The organism is Nocardia sp. NPDC023733 (assembly GCF_040639775.1).
Taxonomy (GTDB): Bacteria; Actinomycetota; Actinomycetes; order Mycobacteriales; family Mycobacteriaceae; genus Nocardia; species Nocardia rosealba.
The window spans coordinates 838,662-852,899 of sequence record NZ_JBFAAN010000001.1; the positions used below are offsets into that span (position 1 = coordinate 838,662).

At 68.0% G+C, this 14,238-nt stretch carries 17 protein-coding genes; 11 read left to right on the forward strand and 6 right to left on the reverse strand.

What is annotated here, in order from left to right:
• Positions 1–8: 8 nt before the first annotated feature.
• Positions 9–908, forward strand: a complete 900-nt coding sequence (locus AB0F86_RS03820) for a MerR family transcriptional regulator (protein WP_356984343.1) — start codon at positions 9–11, stop codon at positions 906–908.
• Between the two features lie 55 nt (positions 909–963).
• On the opposite strand, the gene AB0F86_RS03825 is transcribed toward AB0F86_RS03820, so the two are convergent.
• Positions 964–1,476, reverse strand: coding sequence for a L,D-transpeptidase (locus AB0F86_RS03825; protein ID WP_356984344.1), 513 nt, complete (start codon positions 1,474–1,476; stop codon positions 964–966).
• Positions 1,477–1,827: 351 nt separating this feature from the next.
• Here AB0F86_RS03825 and AB0F86_RS03830 point away from each other — a divergent pair, with 351 nt between their 5' ends.
• Complete coding sequence (locus AB0F86_RS03830; RefSeq protein WP_356984346.1) at positions 1,828–2,256, forward strand: PaaI family thioesterase; 429 nt, start codon at positions 1,828–1,830, stop codon at positions 2,254–2,256.
• A 2-nt stretch (positions 2,257–2,258) separates the two neighbouring features.
• Here AB0F86_RS03830 and AB0F86_RS03835 read toward each other — a convergent pair whose 3' ends face one another.
• The gene (locus AB0F86_RS03835; protein ID WP_356984347.1) at positions 2,259–2,765 is read right to left on the reverse strand and encodes a nuclear transport factor 2 family protein; all 507 of its coding nucleotides are present in this window, start codon (positions 2,763–2,765) and stop codon (positions 2,259–2,261) included.
• A gap of 288 nt (positions 2,766–3,053) precedes the next feature.
• Between AB0F86_RS03835 and AB0F86_RS03840 the strand changes: the two genes are divergently transcribed.
• The 7 genes from AB0F86_RS03840 to AB0F86_RS03870 all read left to right on the forward strand — a co-directional run bounded on the left by AB0F86_RS03840 (position 3,054) and on the right by AB0F86_RS03870 (position 8,104).
• Positions 3,054–3,356, forward strand: a complete 303-nt coding sequence (locus tag AB0F86_RS03840; RefSeq protein ID WP_181698123.1) for an urease subunit gamma — start codon at positions 3,054–3,056, stop codon at positions 3,354–3,356.
• A gap of 4 nt (positions 3,357–3,360) precedes the next feature.
• Positions 3,361–3,672 carry an urease subunit beta gene (locus tag AB0F86_RS03845; protein WP_181698124.1) on the forward strand — a complete coding sequence of 104 codons (312 nt, stop codon included), beginning with the start codon at positions 3,361–3,363 and terminating at the stop codon, positions 3,670–3,672.
• A 51-nt stretch (positions 3,673–3,723) separates the two neighbouring features.
• A complete protein-coding gene (locus AB0F86_RS03850; RefSeq protein ID WP_356984349.1) occupies positions 3,724–5,445 on the forward strand; it encodes an urease subunit alpha in 1,722 nt (573 codons plus the stop codon).
• A 173-nt stretch (positions 5,446–5,618) separates the two neighbouring features.
• On the forward strand, positions 5,619–5,951 hold the full coding sequence (locus AB0F86_RS03855; RefSeq protein WP_356984351.1) for a hypothetical protein: 333 nt from the start codon (positions 5,619–5,621) through the stop codon (positions 5,949–5,951).
• A gap of 114 nt (positions 5,952–6,065) precedes the next feature.
• On the forward strand, positions 6,066–6,395 hold the full coding sequence (locus tag AB0F86_RS03860) for a type VII secretion target (protein ID WP_181698127.1): 330 nt from the start codon (positions 6,066–6,068) through the stop codon (positions 6,393–6,395).
• Positions 6,396–6,397: 2 nt separating this feature from the next.
• Positions 6,398–7,393: a hypothetical protein gene (locus AB0F86_RS03865; protein WP_356984353.1), complete on the forward strand. Its 996-nt coding sequence runs from the start codon at positions 6,398–6,400 to the stop codon at positions 7,391–7,393.
• A 39-nt stretch (positions 7,394–7,432) separates the two neighbouring features.
• On the forward strand, positions 7,433–8,104 hold the full coding sequence (locus tag AB0F86_RS03870; RefSeq protein ID WP_225280780.1) for an O-methyltransferase: 672 nt from the start codon (positions 7,433–7,435) through the stop codon (positions 8,102–8,104).
• A gap of 120 nt (positions 8,105–8,224) precedes the next feature.
• On the opposite strand, the gene AB0F86_RS03875 is transcribed toward AB0F86_RS03870, so the two are convergent.
• On the reverse strand, positions 8,225–8,797 hold the full coding sequence (locus tag AB0F86_RS03875; protein ID WP_181698130.1) for a helix-turn-helix domain-containing protein: 573 nt from the start codon (positions 8,795–8,797) through the stop codon (positions 8,225–8,227).
• 93 nt (positions 8,798–8,890) lie between these two features.
• Between AB0F86_RS03875 and AB0F86_RS03880 the strand changes: the two genes are divergently transcribed.
• Entirely contained in the window at positions 8,891–10,102 is a 1,212-nt protein-coding gene (locus AB0F86_RS03880; protein WP_067491930.1) for a pyridoxal phosphate-dependent aminotransferase, read from the forward strand.
• 1 nt (position 10,103) lies between these two features.
• Here AB0F86_RS03880 and AB0F86_RS03885 read toward each other — a convergent pair whose 3' ends face one another.
• The 3 genes from AB0F86_RS03885 to AB0F86_RS03895 form a co-directional block, all read right to left on the reverse strand.
• A complete protein-coding gene (locus AB0F86_RS03885) occupies positions 10,104–10,322 on the reverse strand; it encodes a hypothetical protein (protein WP_181698132.1) in 219 nt (72 codons plus the stop codon).
• A 121-nt stretch (positions 10,323–10,443) separates the two neighbouring features.
• Positions 10,444–11,667 (reverse strand): cytochrome P450, encoded by a 1,224-nt coding sequence (locus AB0F86_RS03890; protein WP_356984356.1) that lies wholly within the window; start codon positions 11,665–11,667, stop codon positions 10,444–10,446.
• A 132-nt stretch (positions 11,668–11,799) separates the two neighbouring features.
• On the reverse strand, positions 11,800–12,786 hold the full coding sequence (locus tag AB0F86_RS03895; protein ID WP_225280783.1) for a zinc-binding dehydrogenase: 987 nt from the start codon (positions 12,784–12,786) through the stop codon (positions 11,800–11,802).
• 233 nt (positions 12,787–13,019) lie between these two features.
• Here AB0F86_RS03895 and AB0F86_RS03900 point away from each other — a divergent pair, with 233 nt between their 5' ends.
• A complete protein-coding gene (locus AB0F86_RS03900) occupies positions 13,020–14,237 on the forward strand; it encodes a DUF418 domain-containing protein (protein ID WP_356984359.1) in 1,218 nt (405 codons plus the stop codon).
• The last annotated feature ends 1 nt before the right edge of the window (position 14,238 follow it).

Consider the following 14,238-nt stretch of genomic DNA (forward strand, 5'->3'; position numbering starts at 1 on the left):
CAGCGGATGTGACCCACAACACACGCCTGACGATCGGCGAACTCGCCGACCGAACCGGCGTCGCAGTACGCACCATCCGCTACTACTGCGACGAAGGGTTGCTCGCTGCCGAGCGCACCTCGACCGGGCATCGGACATTCGGGACGGATGCGATCGAGCGCCTCGGCCTGCTGCGACGCCTGCGTGCGCTGGGAATCGGCTTGGCCGCCATCGCCGAGGTCCTCGCGGGTACCCGCGCCCTGGCGGAGGTGATCGCCGCCGAACGTGAAGCTGTCGGCGGTGAACTCGCCGCGTTGCGGCGACGCGAGGCGCTGCTGACCGCGGTGGCTGGCGGCGAGGTCGGGGTCGGGGTGAATCTGGTTGCCGCCGTTGCCGATCCGGCTGCCGCGCACGACGCGCTCGTCGGGTTCTGGCGGCATCAGCTGGCTCCGCTGCCCGCTCCCGTGCTGCACGACTTCATCGATATGAATGTGCCGGGCCCTCCGACCGATCCGGACCCGCAGTATCTGCTGACCTACGCCGAACTCGTGGCGGCCGTGCGTGATCCACGGCTGACCGCGGCGATGTTCGACACCGTCCGGCAAAGCGCCGTTCCTGGTGTGCGTGACGAAAAGGACCTGCTGATGTCCGTCGCGCAGGCGTGTCTCTCGGCGGCCCCACTCGTCGCGATCGGCGAACAACCTCGGCCCGGCGCCGAACTCGACCATTACGTTCACGCCCACGCCACCGCTCGCGCCGAGCGAGACACCCCGGAATTCCGTCGGCGATTGGCCCTCGGCGCCGACCAGCGCGTGCGCCGCTACTGGCGTCTCACCACGGCCCTGACGGGCGAGTCGGTCACCTCCGGCGCCGCGCACTTGTGGCTCTTCGACGCGCTGACCGTCTCGGTCGCACAATCGGCGGGCTGAACCTGCCGGGGGACGAACGAGGGGAGGCCACGAGTGGCCTCCCCTCAGGGGACGATCAGGGAACCACTTCGACGATGTCGCCGGGTTCGAGCCATTCGTAGTGCGCCTTGGCGCCGTCGGGGGTCAGGCGGATGCAGCCGTGGGACTGCTCCTCGGTGGGTCCGATGTGGTAGGCGATGTCGCCGTTGAAGAAGATCGCGTATTCCATGGGGGCGTTGTGCAGGGTGCTCCAGTGGAACGGCTTCTTGAACGCCACCTTGAACGTGCCCGGCGGGGTTTCGTAGCCGGGGCGGCCGTGCGACATCGGGGTGGGACCGTAGGTCACCGTGCCGTTGTCCATCAGCCACGCGTTGTTGGTGGACAGCTGCAGGCACGCGCGGGCCTTCTCGCTGCACGGCGCCACCACCGGTTCCGGTTCGGGCGCGGGAACGATGGCGGGCACGCCGGGGATATCGGGCCCGCCGGGCCACAGTGGTTCGGCCTGCACGGGTGCGGCGAGCGCGGTACCCGCCACCGCCGCACACATCGCCGCGCACGCGGCCCACCGGGGAATACGACTACTACTCACGAAATCTTGCCTCTCTCGCCGCGCCCACCCCCTGGTCGTCGTACGCCCAGAACATGAGCTTTCACCATCGACACAAGCCTCGGAACATAGAGGTGTGAATGATCATGGAGTATTGCGATTGTGTTGAGCAAGCCCTGGATATGGCTACCGGCGCGTCGCATTCCGGCAGTCACTTGACCACTTAGGTAAGCCTGACCTATGCTCATCGTGGCGTATGGATGAGTCGGTGGTCCCGAGGGCTGCGGTCGACCCCCTCGTTCCTGCCGCGGCGGGCTCCGTTCTCGTAACGGGGTCCGCCGCTTCGTTTTCCCGGTGGCGACGCCGGATTTCTGATGGTGTAAACCGGACGGTATGAGCGAAAATCCCCTGTCGTGGGCCGATATCACGCCCGAGCTGATGACCAAGATGAGTGAAGGCACCTTCACCGACCTCATCGGCATGCGCTTCACCGAGGTCTCCGCCGACCGTGTGCGCGGCGAATGGGAGGTGCGCCCTCAATTGCATCAGCCCGCGGGCATCCAGAACGGCGGCGTGTACTGCACGGTGATCGAAACCCTCGCCAGCGTCGGTGGCAGTGTCTGGTTCGGTGAGCGCGGTCAGGTGGTCGGGGTCAACAACAACACCGACTTCCTGCGCGCGGTGCGCGAGGGCACCCTCACCGGCGAGGCCACCCCGATCCACCGCGGCCGCAGCCAGCAGTTGTGGGTCGTGGTGATCACCGACGCTGAGGGTCGCATGGTCGCTCGCGGACAGGTGCGCCTGCAGAATCTGGCGGCCTGACCTCAGTTCCCCGTGGAGTCGCCGGCAGCCGCCGGCGAGCCGGGCGTTCGGCCCGCGGCGACCTTTCCCGCCACATGGCGCACGTCGCGGTGCGCGATCAGCCATTCGCCCTCGTGCTGCTCGAACTCGTCGCGGACGAGGCCGATCACGGTCCAGTCCGCGGGCCTGCCCGCGTCCGGATTCGAAAACCAGTGCCAGACGGTGGCATACGCGGTGAGCAGAGGGCGATCGTCGGTCCATTCGATGGTGGCCTGCCCGATCACGTGGGCCACCGGGGCGCGCTGGGACTTCGGCACCCGGCTCATGTAGTCGGTGAACGAGTCGCGGCCGTGGAAGAGCACGGGCGGTCCGGGCATGATCCGGTACTCGATCAGGGCGTCGGGGGTGAAGCATTCCGAGAAGCGTTCGCTCTCCTGGGTGTCGGCGATCCGGAAGAACTTGTAGAAGGTCTTGAAAATCGCGCGCTCGGCTTCGATGGTGACGAGTAGGGGGTCGCGTGAGCTGGTCACATCGGGTCCTTTGTGCGTGTCCAGGGCGGCCGGCGGTCGGGGCGCCGCGAAGTGGGTTGTCGCTGAGGTCGCCTACGGAGTCTAAGCCGAACTCGGGCCAAAAGTTGACTGACGGGTTCAATTCGATGGACCGGGCCGACTAGGCGTCAGCGGTGCGGGGGCCGGTTCGTTAACTTCTCGTTAATCGAGCCGGGTTCGTCCCAGGTCACGGAGTCGGTGGGCGACCCGTGGGGGCACGCTCGTGCCAGAATGTCGCTCACCGACCACGACCCGCCGAGGAGAACCCCGATGCGTTTGTCGCCGCACGAGCAGGAACGGCTGCTGCTGAGTTACGCGGCCGAGCTGGCGCGGCGCAGGCAGGCCAGGGGACTCAAGCTCAACCATCCCGAAGCGGTCGCGCTCATCACCGACCACGTGCTCGAGGGCGCGCGGGACGGGCGGACCGTCGCGGAACTGATGTCCTCGGGGCGTCAGGTACTCACCAGGGACGACGTGATGACGGGCGTGCCCGAGATGATCCACGACGTTCAGGTCGAGGCGACCTTCCCGGACGGGACCAAACTCGTCACCGTGCACCACCCGATCGGATGAGACCATGATTCCCGGTGAGTACCTGTGTGCCGAGGGCACGATCGAACTGAACGCGGGCGCGGTGCGTGTGGAAGTGGACGTGGTCAATACCGGTGACCGTCCGGTGCAGGTGGGCAGTCACGTGCACTTCCCGCAGGCCAATGCGGCGCTCGACTTCGACCGTGCCGCCGCGCGCGGCCACCGCCTCGATATCCCGGCAGGCACCGCTGTCCGCTTCGAACCCGGTCTGCCGCAACGGGTTTCGCTCGTACCGCTCGGTGGCTCCCGCGAGGTCTACGGGATCAACGCCGACGCACCGGGCCGTCTCGATGGCTGAGCGCAACCGAACACCGCACGCCGTTTCGCCGCAGCTTCCGGGAGAGAGCCGATGACCGAACTCAGCCGCGCCCGCTACGCCGAACTGTTCGGCCCGACCACCGGCGACCGGGTCCGCCTGGCCGACACCGACCTGCTCATCGAGATCACCGAAGACCGTTGCGGCGGACCGGGTCTGGCGGGCGAGGAAGCGGTTTTCGGCGGCGGCAAGGTGCTGCGCGAGTCGATGGGGCAGTCGCGCGCCACCCGCGCCGACGGCGCACCCGACACCGTCATCACCGGAGTGGTGATCGTGGACCACTGGGGCATCATCAAGGCCGACATCGGCATCCGTGACGGCCGGATCTGCGGCATCGGCAAGGCGGGCAACCCCGACACCATGTCGGGCGTGCACCCCGACCTCGTCGTCGGCCCGGCGACAGAGATCATCGCGGGCAACGGCCGCATCCTCACCGCGGGCGCCATCGACTGCCACGTGCACTTCATCTGCCCGCAGCTGATGGAGGAGGCCCTCGGCGGCGGCATCACGACCCTCATCGGCGGCGGCACCGGCCCGGCCGAGGGCTCCAAGGCCACCACCGTCACCCCCGGCTCCTGGCACCTGGCCCGGATGCTGGAATCGCTCGACCACTGGCCGATGAACATCGTGCTGCTCGGCAAGGGCAATACGGTGAGCCAGGAATCCATGTGGGAGCAATTGCGCGGCGGCGCATCGGGTTTCAAGCTGCACGAGGACTGGGGTTCCACCCCGGCCGCCATCGACGCCTGCCTCACCGTGGCCGACGCGGCGGGCGTACAGGTGGCGCTGCACTCCGACACCCTCAACGAGGCGGGCTTCGTCGAGGACACCCTCGCCGCCATCGCGGGCCGTGGCATCCACGCCTATCACACCGAAGGCGCGGGCGGCGGCCACGCACCCGACATCATCACGGTCGCTTCGCATCTCAACGTGCTGCCCAGCTCGACCAACCCCACCCGCCCGCACACCGTCAACACCCTCGACGAACACCTCGACATGCTGATGGTGTGTCACCACCTGAGCCCGTCGATCCCCGAGGACCTGGCCTTCGCCGAATCCCGCATCCGGCCCTCGACGATCGCCGCCGAAGACCTCCTGCACGACCTGGGCGCCATCTCCATGATCGGCTCGGATTCCCAGGCCATGGGGCGCATCGGTGAGGTGGTGCTGCGCACCTGGCAGACGGCGCACGTGATGAAACGCCGTCGCGGTGCGCTGCCGGGCGACGGCGCCGCCGACAATGCCCGCGTCCAGCGCTACATCGCGAAATACACCATCTGCCCGGCTGTTTCCCACGGACTCGACGACGAGATCGGTTCGGTGGAAGTCGGCAAACTGGCCGATCTGGTGCTGTGGGATCCGGCGTTCTTCGGTGTCCGCCCGCACGCGGTCCTCAAGGGCGGCATGATCGCCTGGGCCGCGATGGGCGACGCCAACGCCTCCATCCCCACCCCCCAACCCGTCCTGCCGCGCCCGATGTTCGGTGCCGCCGCCCCCGCCGCGGCCGCCACCTCCCTGCACTTCGTCTCCGAACAAGCCATCGACGACCGTCTCGCCGACCGCCTCGACATCCGCCGAAAACTGGTCCCCGTCAAAAACGTCCGCCGCGTCACCAAGACCGACATGCCCCACAACGACGCCATGCCACGCATCGAAGTAGACCCCGACACCTTCACCGTCCGCGTCGACGGCGAGGTCTGGACCGAGGCCCCCGCCACCGAACTCCCCATGGCCCAGCGCTACTTCCTGTTCTGAGGGCTGGCCGCCGAGTGTCGCGGCCTGGGGTAATCTCGGCGCGATCCGAGCGGGGCGGGTATCGGTCGCCTCGCGTCACGTGCCGGGACGAACCGGTGGGAGGGGGCCGTTGTCGTGGACGATCTGACCGATGCCGCCGACGATCTGGCGCGCTGGGCGCAGGCGTGCGTGGCATGGACCCCTCGGACGTCGCCGCAGAACTGATGGCCTGCACCCGGCGTGCCCAGGCCCGGCTGCGCGACCGAGTCGCCGGGCTGGTGCACGACGTGGTCGGCACCGACGAGGCCGGGACCGCGATCGTCGGTCAGTACACCGAACGGTTCCCCGATCCGATCGATTCGGAGCAGGCGCCCGTTGCCGCCACGCCGCCACCGCCGGTCACCGCGTGGCCGCCCGTCGAACCCGAGGTGCGCGCCGCCCGCAAACCTCACCGCGACCGGGTCGTCGCGCCCGTGGAACCCGACGAGGAAGATCTCTTCTACCAGCGCAAATCCTGGCTGCAGTAGCGCGATCTCGGCTGCGGCGAGTATTCGGGGGAACCGAACGGGGTGGTTCCGCGTCCAATCAGTTCGAGACAGGTGCGCGGACTCGATCGGGTTCGCTTTCAGGAGGGAGTCAGCGTGACCGATGTGGTGAATGTCGACCCGAATGCGATCAGAACGCACGCCGGATCGGTGGACGGCGTCGCGAGCGGGGTGGCCTCCGCCCTGGAGGCGGCGAGCTACCTGGCCCACGCCGACGACGGCTACGGCCTGCTGGTGAAGCCGTACGCGGTGATCACCCTCAACACGCTGCACGACGAGATCGTCGACGGACTCACCGAACTCGATGCCCTGGTGGCGGCGATGCCGGGCAAGTTGCGAACCGCCGCCGACACGTTCGAAATGTGTGACACCACCCGGGCCGGACAGCTGAAAGCCACCACCGCCGAGATCGAGGGGACCGTCTGAGCATGGCCGACCAACCGACCGCCATCGGCACCTTCCTCAACGAGAACTCGGTACTGCCGGGCACCGTCGACTCCTTCGACGACGCGCCCGCACCCGACAACGACCTGCTGGCCGATGGAACCAACTATCGCGACAACTACTACCAGGAATCGAATTTCCTGTTCAGCAACGTGGGTGTGCCGCGGATCGACGAGAAGAACGGCGGGCAGGAGGCCAACGCGGGCATTCTCGAGGGCACTCTGCAGGGCGACACCTTCGAGAACGGGTACGGCCTCGACAACGCCTTCGCCGGTGGCGGGTCGACCACCGACAAGATCGACGCCATCGCCAAGGCCGGATCGACAGCGGCCGACTGGTCCTCCGCCGTCCAGACATTCGGCAAGGCCATCAAAGGCACCTCGGCGCTGGCGAAGTTCGACCCGTTCAACTTCATCGGCTCGCAGCTGATGAGCTGGATGCTCGAACACGTGGAACCGATGCGCAAGTCGCTCGACTCCATCACCGGCAATCCCGATATGGTCCAAGCGTATTCGGATTCGTGGAAGAAGATCGCCGACCATCTCACCACCACCGCCGGGCAACTGGCCGCCGCCGTCGACACCGGCATCGGGGAGTGGACCGGCTGTGCCGCCGAGGCCTATCGCACCAAGGCGACCGAACTCGCGAGCACGATCGCCGAGAAGGCCGCCGTGTCGCAGATCCTCGCCGACTGCAACAAGGCGATGAAGTCGATCGTGGAAACGGTGCGCGGCATCGTCGTCGAGATCCTCAGCAGCCTGGCGGGCATGCTGCTCGAGATGACCGCGATCCTCATCGCCTCGGCCGGAACCGCGTCGCCCGCGCTCATCGCTCGCGCGCTGGCCGATATCTCGCTGGCCACCATGACTGTGTGGCAGATGCTGATCAAGCTCGCCGAGGCGCTGGTGTCGACGAAGACCATGGCGCAGAGCGCGGTGCAGCTGGTGCGCGGGGTCGCCGGAGTGGAATCCGCGAAATAGGTGCCGGTGTCGGGTGGGGGTTGGTGGCAGACTGCGGGTATGACCAGTGCTGAGTGGGCCGATGTCGACAGTTATCTCGTCAGTGCGCTTGTCGGGGAGGAGGGGGTGCCCGCGCTGGAGGCGAACGCTAGTGCGGGGTTGCCGGCGATCGATGTGTCGCCGCCGCAGGGGAAGCTGCTGAATCTGTTGGCGCGCACCGCTCGTGCGCGTCGAGTGCTCGAGATCGGCACGCTCGGCGGGTACAGCACCGAATGGCTCGCGCGTGCGGTCGGTGAGGGTGGCACCGTGGTGACTCTGGAATTCGAGCCGCGTCATGCCAAGGTCGCGCGGGAGAATCTGGACCGGGCCGGGGTGGGGGAGCGCGTCGATATCCGGGTGGGTGCCGCACTGGATACCTTGCCCGAGGTGGCTGAGGACAGCAGCGAGCCGTTCGACCTGGTGTTCATCGATGCGGACAAGGTGAACAACTCGAACTATGTGCAGTGGGCGCTGCGGCTGACCCGTCCGGGTTCGGTGATCATCGTCGACAATGTGGTGCGCGGCGGGGCTGTTGCCGACGAGCACTCCGACGATCCGAACGTGCGCGCCAGCCGCGAATTGATCGACCTGCTCGCCGCCGAACCGAGCCTGGACGCCACGGTGATCCAGACCGTCGGTGCCAAAGGCTGGGACGGTTTCGCGTACGCGGTGGTCAACGGTTCGGAGGCCTAGCGGTACGGCCTCGTCGCCGATCCGGCTGGTCCCGTGTCGGTACGACAGGGTAGCGGTGGGCCGGGGTACCCGGACCGGTCGGCGGCGTGCCGGTACCGCGACGGGTCGCGCTCGCGCAGGTCAGCGCACGGGTGACAATGCCCGGGGCGACAGCGGCTGAGCACCGGTCGCGATATCGATGGCTTCGGCCAGGTCGAGCCGCAGCTCGTGATCCGCTGCGGACGCGGGTCCGTCGTGGTGGGTGATCCCCTCGGCGGTGCGCACGTAGTGCAGCACGGTGTCGCCGATATGCACGGTGACAGTGCCCTCGTCGACGACCTCCGCGAGAGCCCGGCCCAGGGGCAGGGCCAGCCAATGCGCGCGCACCGCGTCGGTGGGATTGCGCTGCCCGAGCAGCGGCGCACCCCACCCGGCCAACGCATCGAGCACCGGTCGCAGCCCCCGGCCGAGTTCGGTGAGCTCATAGCTCGAACGCATCCCGTTGCGGTGATGGGTGAGCACACCGTCACGTTCGAGCCCCTTGAGCCGGGTCGCGAGCATATCGGTGCTAATCCCGGGCAGGTCGGCGAACAGATCGCTGTAACGGCGTGGGCCGGAACACAATTCGCGGACAACGAGCAGGCTCCACCGGTCCCCGACGAGGTCGAGCGCGCGGCTCACGGCGCAGTAGTGGTCGTAGCTTCGGCGTGACACGGCTATCACTCTAACCTGATACTTGGAAAATCCAAGTGAGATCTTGGAAAAACCAAGTAGTGTGTGCGGCAACCACATCGCGGAGGGAAGTCCATGCAGTTCAAGCAGTCGAGCAAGCTGTCGGGAGTGTCGTACGAGATTCGCGGTCCGGTGGCCGAGGAAGCCGCCCGGCTCGAGGCCGAGGGGCATCACGTCGTGAAGCTCAACACCGGCAATCCGCTGATCTTCGGTTTCGACGCGCCGCCGGACCTCTTGCAGGACATGGTCCGAACCCTGCCCGCCTCCACCGGCTACACCTCGTCGAAAGGCCTGCTCTCGGCCCGGCGCGCGGTGGTGCAGTACTACCAGACGCTCGGGGTGCCCGATGTCGACGTGGAGCAGGTGTTCCTCGGCAACGGTGTCTCCGAGCTCATCATGATGGCGATGACCGCACTGCTCGAGAACGGCGACGAGGTCCTCGTACCCGCCCCCGACTTCCCGCTGTGGACGGCCGCGACCGCGCTCAACGGCGGCACCCCGGTGCACTATTTGTGCGACGAGGGCGCCGACTGGTATCCCGACCTCGCCGACATCACCGCCAAGATCACCGACCGCACCCGCGCCATCGTCCTCATCAACCCCAACAATCCGACCGGTGCGGTGTACCCGCCCGAGGTGCTGCGCGAGATCCTCGAGATCGCCCGCAGGCACAACCTCGTCGTGTTCGCCGACGAGATCTACGACAAGATCTACTACGACGACCTCGAGCACACCGCGGTCGCCTCGCTCGCCCCCGACCTGCTGTGCCTGACCTTCTCCGGCCTGTCGAAGAACTACCGCGCCGCCGGTCTGCGTTCCGGCTGGCTCGTGGTGTCGGGCCCCGTTCAGCACGCGGCGAGCTACCTCGAGGGTCTCACGATGCTTGCCGGTCTGCGCCTGTGCGCGAATGTCCCGGCGCAGCAAGCCATCCAGGCCGCCCTCGGCGGGTATCAGAGCATCAACGACCTGGTCCTGCCCGGTGGTCGGCTGCGCGAACAGCGCGACCGGGCGTGGGAAGCGCTCAACTCCATCCCCGGTGTCTCGTGCGTGAAACCCAAGGGCGCGCTCTACGCCTTCCCGCGCATCGACCTGGACATGTACCCCATCCACGACGACGAGAAGTTCGTTCTCGACCTGCTGTTGCAGGAGAAGCTGCACATCGTGCAGGGCACCGGCTTCAACTGGCCGCGTCCCGACCACTTCCGCATCGTCACCCTGCCGCACGCCGACGAACTCGAGGCCATCATCGAACGCATCGGCCGCTTCCTGGCCACCTACCGGCAGTAGGTCAGGTGGGGCAGCCCTGTCCGGAGTCGCCGGACGCCGAGGGCGGGAGCTGGATGAGGCAGAGGATGAGTCCGGCCGTCTCGTCGGCCAGCTGGCCGGACCCCGTGTGAACCGTCAGGCGGTTCGGCCCGGTGATCTCGGCGGAGGCGGCGGGCGCCGCGAACAGCGGCGCCGCCGCAGCGCAGAGGATCAGCGCCGCGGCGGCGAACTTCTTCGGCATGATCGGCCCCTGTCTCCCGGATGACGTCTGGGCCCGATGCTACGCCGGGGACGTGACTGAGGCTTCGACGCAGCTACGAGGGCTCAGCGCAGCGACGAGGGACTCGCGCAGCGAAAACGACTCAGCGCAGCCGGACCGGAAGGTCGAGCAGCCCGCGGATGAGCGTGCTCGTCTGCCAGTGCATGGTGGCGGCGGGATCGGCCAAGCGCAGGTCGGGGAAGCGCCGGAGCAGGGCGGTGAAGGCGACCTCGGCTTCGAGGCGGGCCAGGGGCGCGCCGACACAGAAGTGGATGCCGTGTCCGAAGGCGAGGTGACCCGAGGTCGGCCCGTCGACGGTGAGCGCGTCGGGGTCGGCGAAACGGGCGGGGTCGCGGTTGGCGGCCGCCAGGGCGACGTTGACGATCTCACCCGCCGGAATCTCGACACCACCGAGGGTGACGGGCTCGGCGGTGAACCGCAGCGTCGCCATGTCGACCGGCCCGTCGAAACGCAGGAACTCCTCGATGGCCTCGGGCACGCCCGCCGGGTCGGCACACAGCGCCGCCCACTGGGTCGGCTCGCGCAGCAGGGCGTGCACACCGTTGCCGATCAGGTTCACGGTGGTCTCGTGGCCGGCGACCAGCAGCAGGAACGCCATCGACACCAGTTCACGGTCGGTGAGCCGGTCGCCGTCCTCGTCGGCGAGCACCAGTTGCGACAGCAGATCCTCGGCGGGCCGGGACTGCTTGGCGCGCACCAAACTCGACAGGTACGCCGCCATCGCGGCCGCGGCGGCGGGCCGCCCCTCCTCCTCGCCGACCACGCCGACCAGCGACCGGGTCCAGGCCTGGAAGTCGTCGCGGTCGTCGAAGGGAACACCGAGTAGTTCGCAGATCACCGTCACCGGAAGGGGATTGGCGAAGGCCTGCATGAGGTCGACCTCGTCGTGGCCGTCCATCGCATCCAGGAGATTCTCGGTGATCTCCTCGACGCGGGGGCGCAGGGCCGCCACCTGCCGGGTGGTGAACGCCTTGTTCACCAGTTTGCGCAAACGGGTGTGCTCGGGCGGGTCGGTGCTGAGCATGTGTTGCAGCAGCACCATGGTGTTGGCGTCGGTGGGGGTGCCGTCGCGTTTGGCGCGCAGGATCTCGTCGGCTCGCACTGTGTCCTTGCGTAGCCGGGGATCGGCCAGGGCGGCGCGCGCCTCGGGGTAACCGATGACGATCCAGCGGATCACATTGTCGGGGAACAGCACCCGGTGCACTGGTCCGGTGGTGCGCCAGCGGCGGTAGTGGGCGTGCGGGTCGTCGAAGAAGTCGGCGCCGATGGTCTCGACAGGGGCGGCGGCGGTGGTGGTGTCGGCCATTTCGTCACGGTACCGGGGTGGCCGAGGCGACGCGCCGAAAGTGACCACCGGAATTACCGAATTCCCTTGTGGCAGGTGATGTTCGGATGGGCGAAAACCGCGCCCGGCGAACGCGGTTTTCGCCGAACCGTGTCAGCGAGCTGAGCCGTGTACCGCGATCTTGCCGTTGCGTCCCGGTGTTTCCGAGGCGACGGCCGCGTCTGCGGCCTTGTCGAGGGGGAACTCACCGTCGAGTTCCAGGCGCAGCGTGCCGTCGGCGGCGAGTCCGACCAGTTCGGTGATGAGCCGCACGTAATCGGCGCGGTCGATCTCGGCGCTGCGCTGCTGGCCCCAGAAGCCCTTCACCACAGCCTGTTTGAAGATCACCGCACCGGTGTCGACGACCATCGGCTTGCCCGACAGCGCTCCGAAGGAGATGAGTTCACCGCGCGGGGCGAGCAGCGACATCAGCGTGGCCGCGGCCGGACCGCTGACCTGATCGACGGCCCGCACGATCGGTTCGCCACCGGTCACCTCGGCCACCCGGTCGGTCCACCCGTCGCTCTCGGTGTCGAGGACCGGGCCGTAGCCGAGGTCCTCGAGTGCCCGCACCGAACTCGGTCCGCGCACCAGGCTCAGCACCCGCACCCCGCGCTGCTTCGCGAACAGGTTAACCAGTCGGCCCACGGCGCCGTTGGCAGCGTTGACCACGATCCACTGACCGGGCTGCACGGCGAGGTCGTCGAGCAGCATCAGCGCGCTCAACGGCATGGCAAGCAACTGGCAGGCGGTCTCGTCGGGCACCGTCGGCGGCATCGGGACCACCTGGTCGGCGCGTGCGACGAAGAATTCGGCCCACGCGGCCCTTGCCCCGGCCACCGCGACCCGCTGCCCGACCTGCACCCGATCGGCGCCCGGGCCCACCGCGTCGACGACGCCGACGGCCTCGGTGCCCGGAATCGCGGGCAGCGGTGGTTTGTAGCCGTATACCCCGCGCACGATCGCGAGGTCGTGGTTGTGGATGGGCGAGAGCGTCATCGACAGCCGCACCTCGCCTGGTCCCGGTTCGGGCGCGGGCACGGTCTGTGCCGCGAGTACGTCCTTCGGCTCCCCGAATCGTTCGATCACCACTGCCTGCATGTCCGCCTCCGAAGCTGGTTGCGAGTCGTGCACGATGCGCCCATTCTTCCACCGCGCCTGACTTCGCCCGACTCCGCACGTTCCGGTCGCGCGTCTCGCCCACTCAGCACAGGGGCCGATGGCAGCCCGGCGTGTCAATACGCCGCAAGGGTGACCGATACCCCCTGCGACAGCTCCACCGAATCGGTCTCACGGGGGACGACCGGCGAGGCACTCCGGCCTACTCTCGGTCCATGACAGCCGGAACCCCTTCACCCGCGGCATCTTCCGGCCGCCGCATCGGCGAGGTCGACATCCTGCGCGGCTTCGCTCTCTTCGGCATCCTGATCACCAATGTGATCATCGCGACCACCCTGTGGTCTGCCGTCGGCACTCGCGAGGACCCGCGTTCCCTGTTCGACGGCACCGCCGACCAACTGGTCCGCGCGGGCGTCGACGCGCTGTTCACCGGGCGCTTCTACCTGCTGTTCGCGTTCCTGTTCGGATACTCGTTCACTTTGCAGATCGCGGCGGCTCAGCGGGCGGGGGCGCCACCGGTGCGGCGGCTGCTGCGGCGGTGCGCGGCACTGATGGGGATCGGCCTGCTGCACGTGTACTTCCTGTGGGTCGGCGACATCCTCACCCTGTACGCGGCACTGTGCCTGCTGCTGATCGCCCTGCGCAAACTCTCGGCCCGCACCGCTGTCATCACCGCGATCGTGCTGTATTCGCTGTGGTCGGTCTTCGCCTTCCTGCCCGGAAGCGACACGGGCACACTCGGTCTCGGCCTGTTCTTCGACCTGCCGAAGATGTCGGCGGACTACACCGGCAGCTTCGCCGACACCTTCGCCGCCCAGACCTCCGTCGCCCCGGTGTTCGCGATCCTCATCTGGATAGCCCAGGGCGTCCCGAGCCTGGCGATGTTCCTGCTCGGCATGGTGGCGGGTAAACGCAATCTGTTCGAGGACGCCGCGACCATCGCGCGCTGGTCGCCCCGGGTGCTGTGGATCGGGTTCGGGCTCGGGCTCCCGATCTCGGCCATGACCTTCGCCCAGCTGATGGACTGGTGGCATCCGCCGGTCCTCGTCCACGGACTCCAGTACCTCATCGCACCCGCCATGACCTTCGCCTATGTCGCGCTGGTCCTCCGGCTGGCGGGCTCACCGCGCACCGGCCGGTATCTCGCCGCGCTCGCGCCCGCCGGGCGGATGGCGGCCACCAACTACATCGGTCAGTCGGTGGTGCTGATGGTGGTCTACACCGGATACGGGTTCGCCCTCGCCGATACCGTCGCGCCGCCGGTGGTCGTGCTCGTCGCGCTGGTCACCTTCGCCGCCCAGCTCGCGCTCAGTGCCTGGTGGTTACGTCACCATCCCTACGGTCCGGTGGAATGGGTGTTGCGCGCCGCCACCTATCTCACACTGCCCGCCTGGCGGAAACCGAAAGCGGCTGCGGCGCAGTCTGTTCGATGAC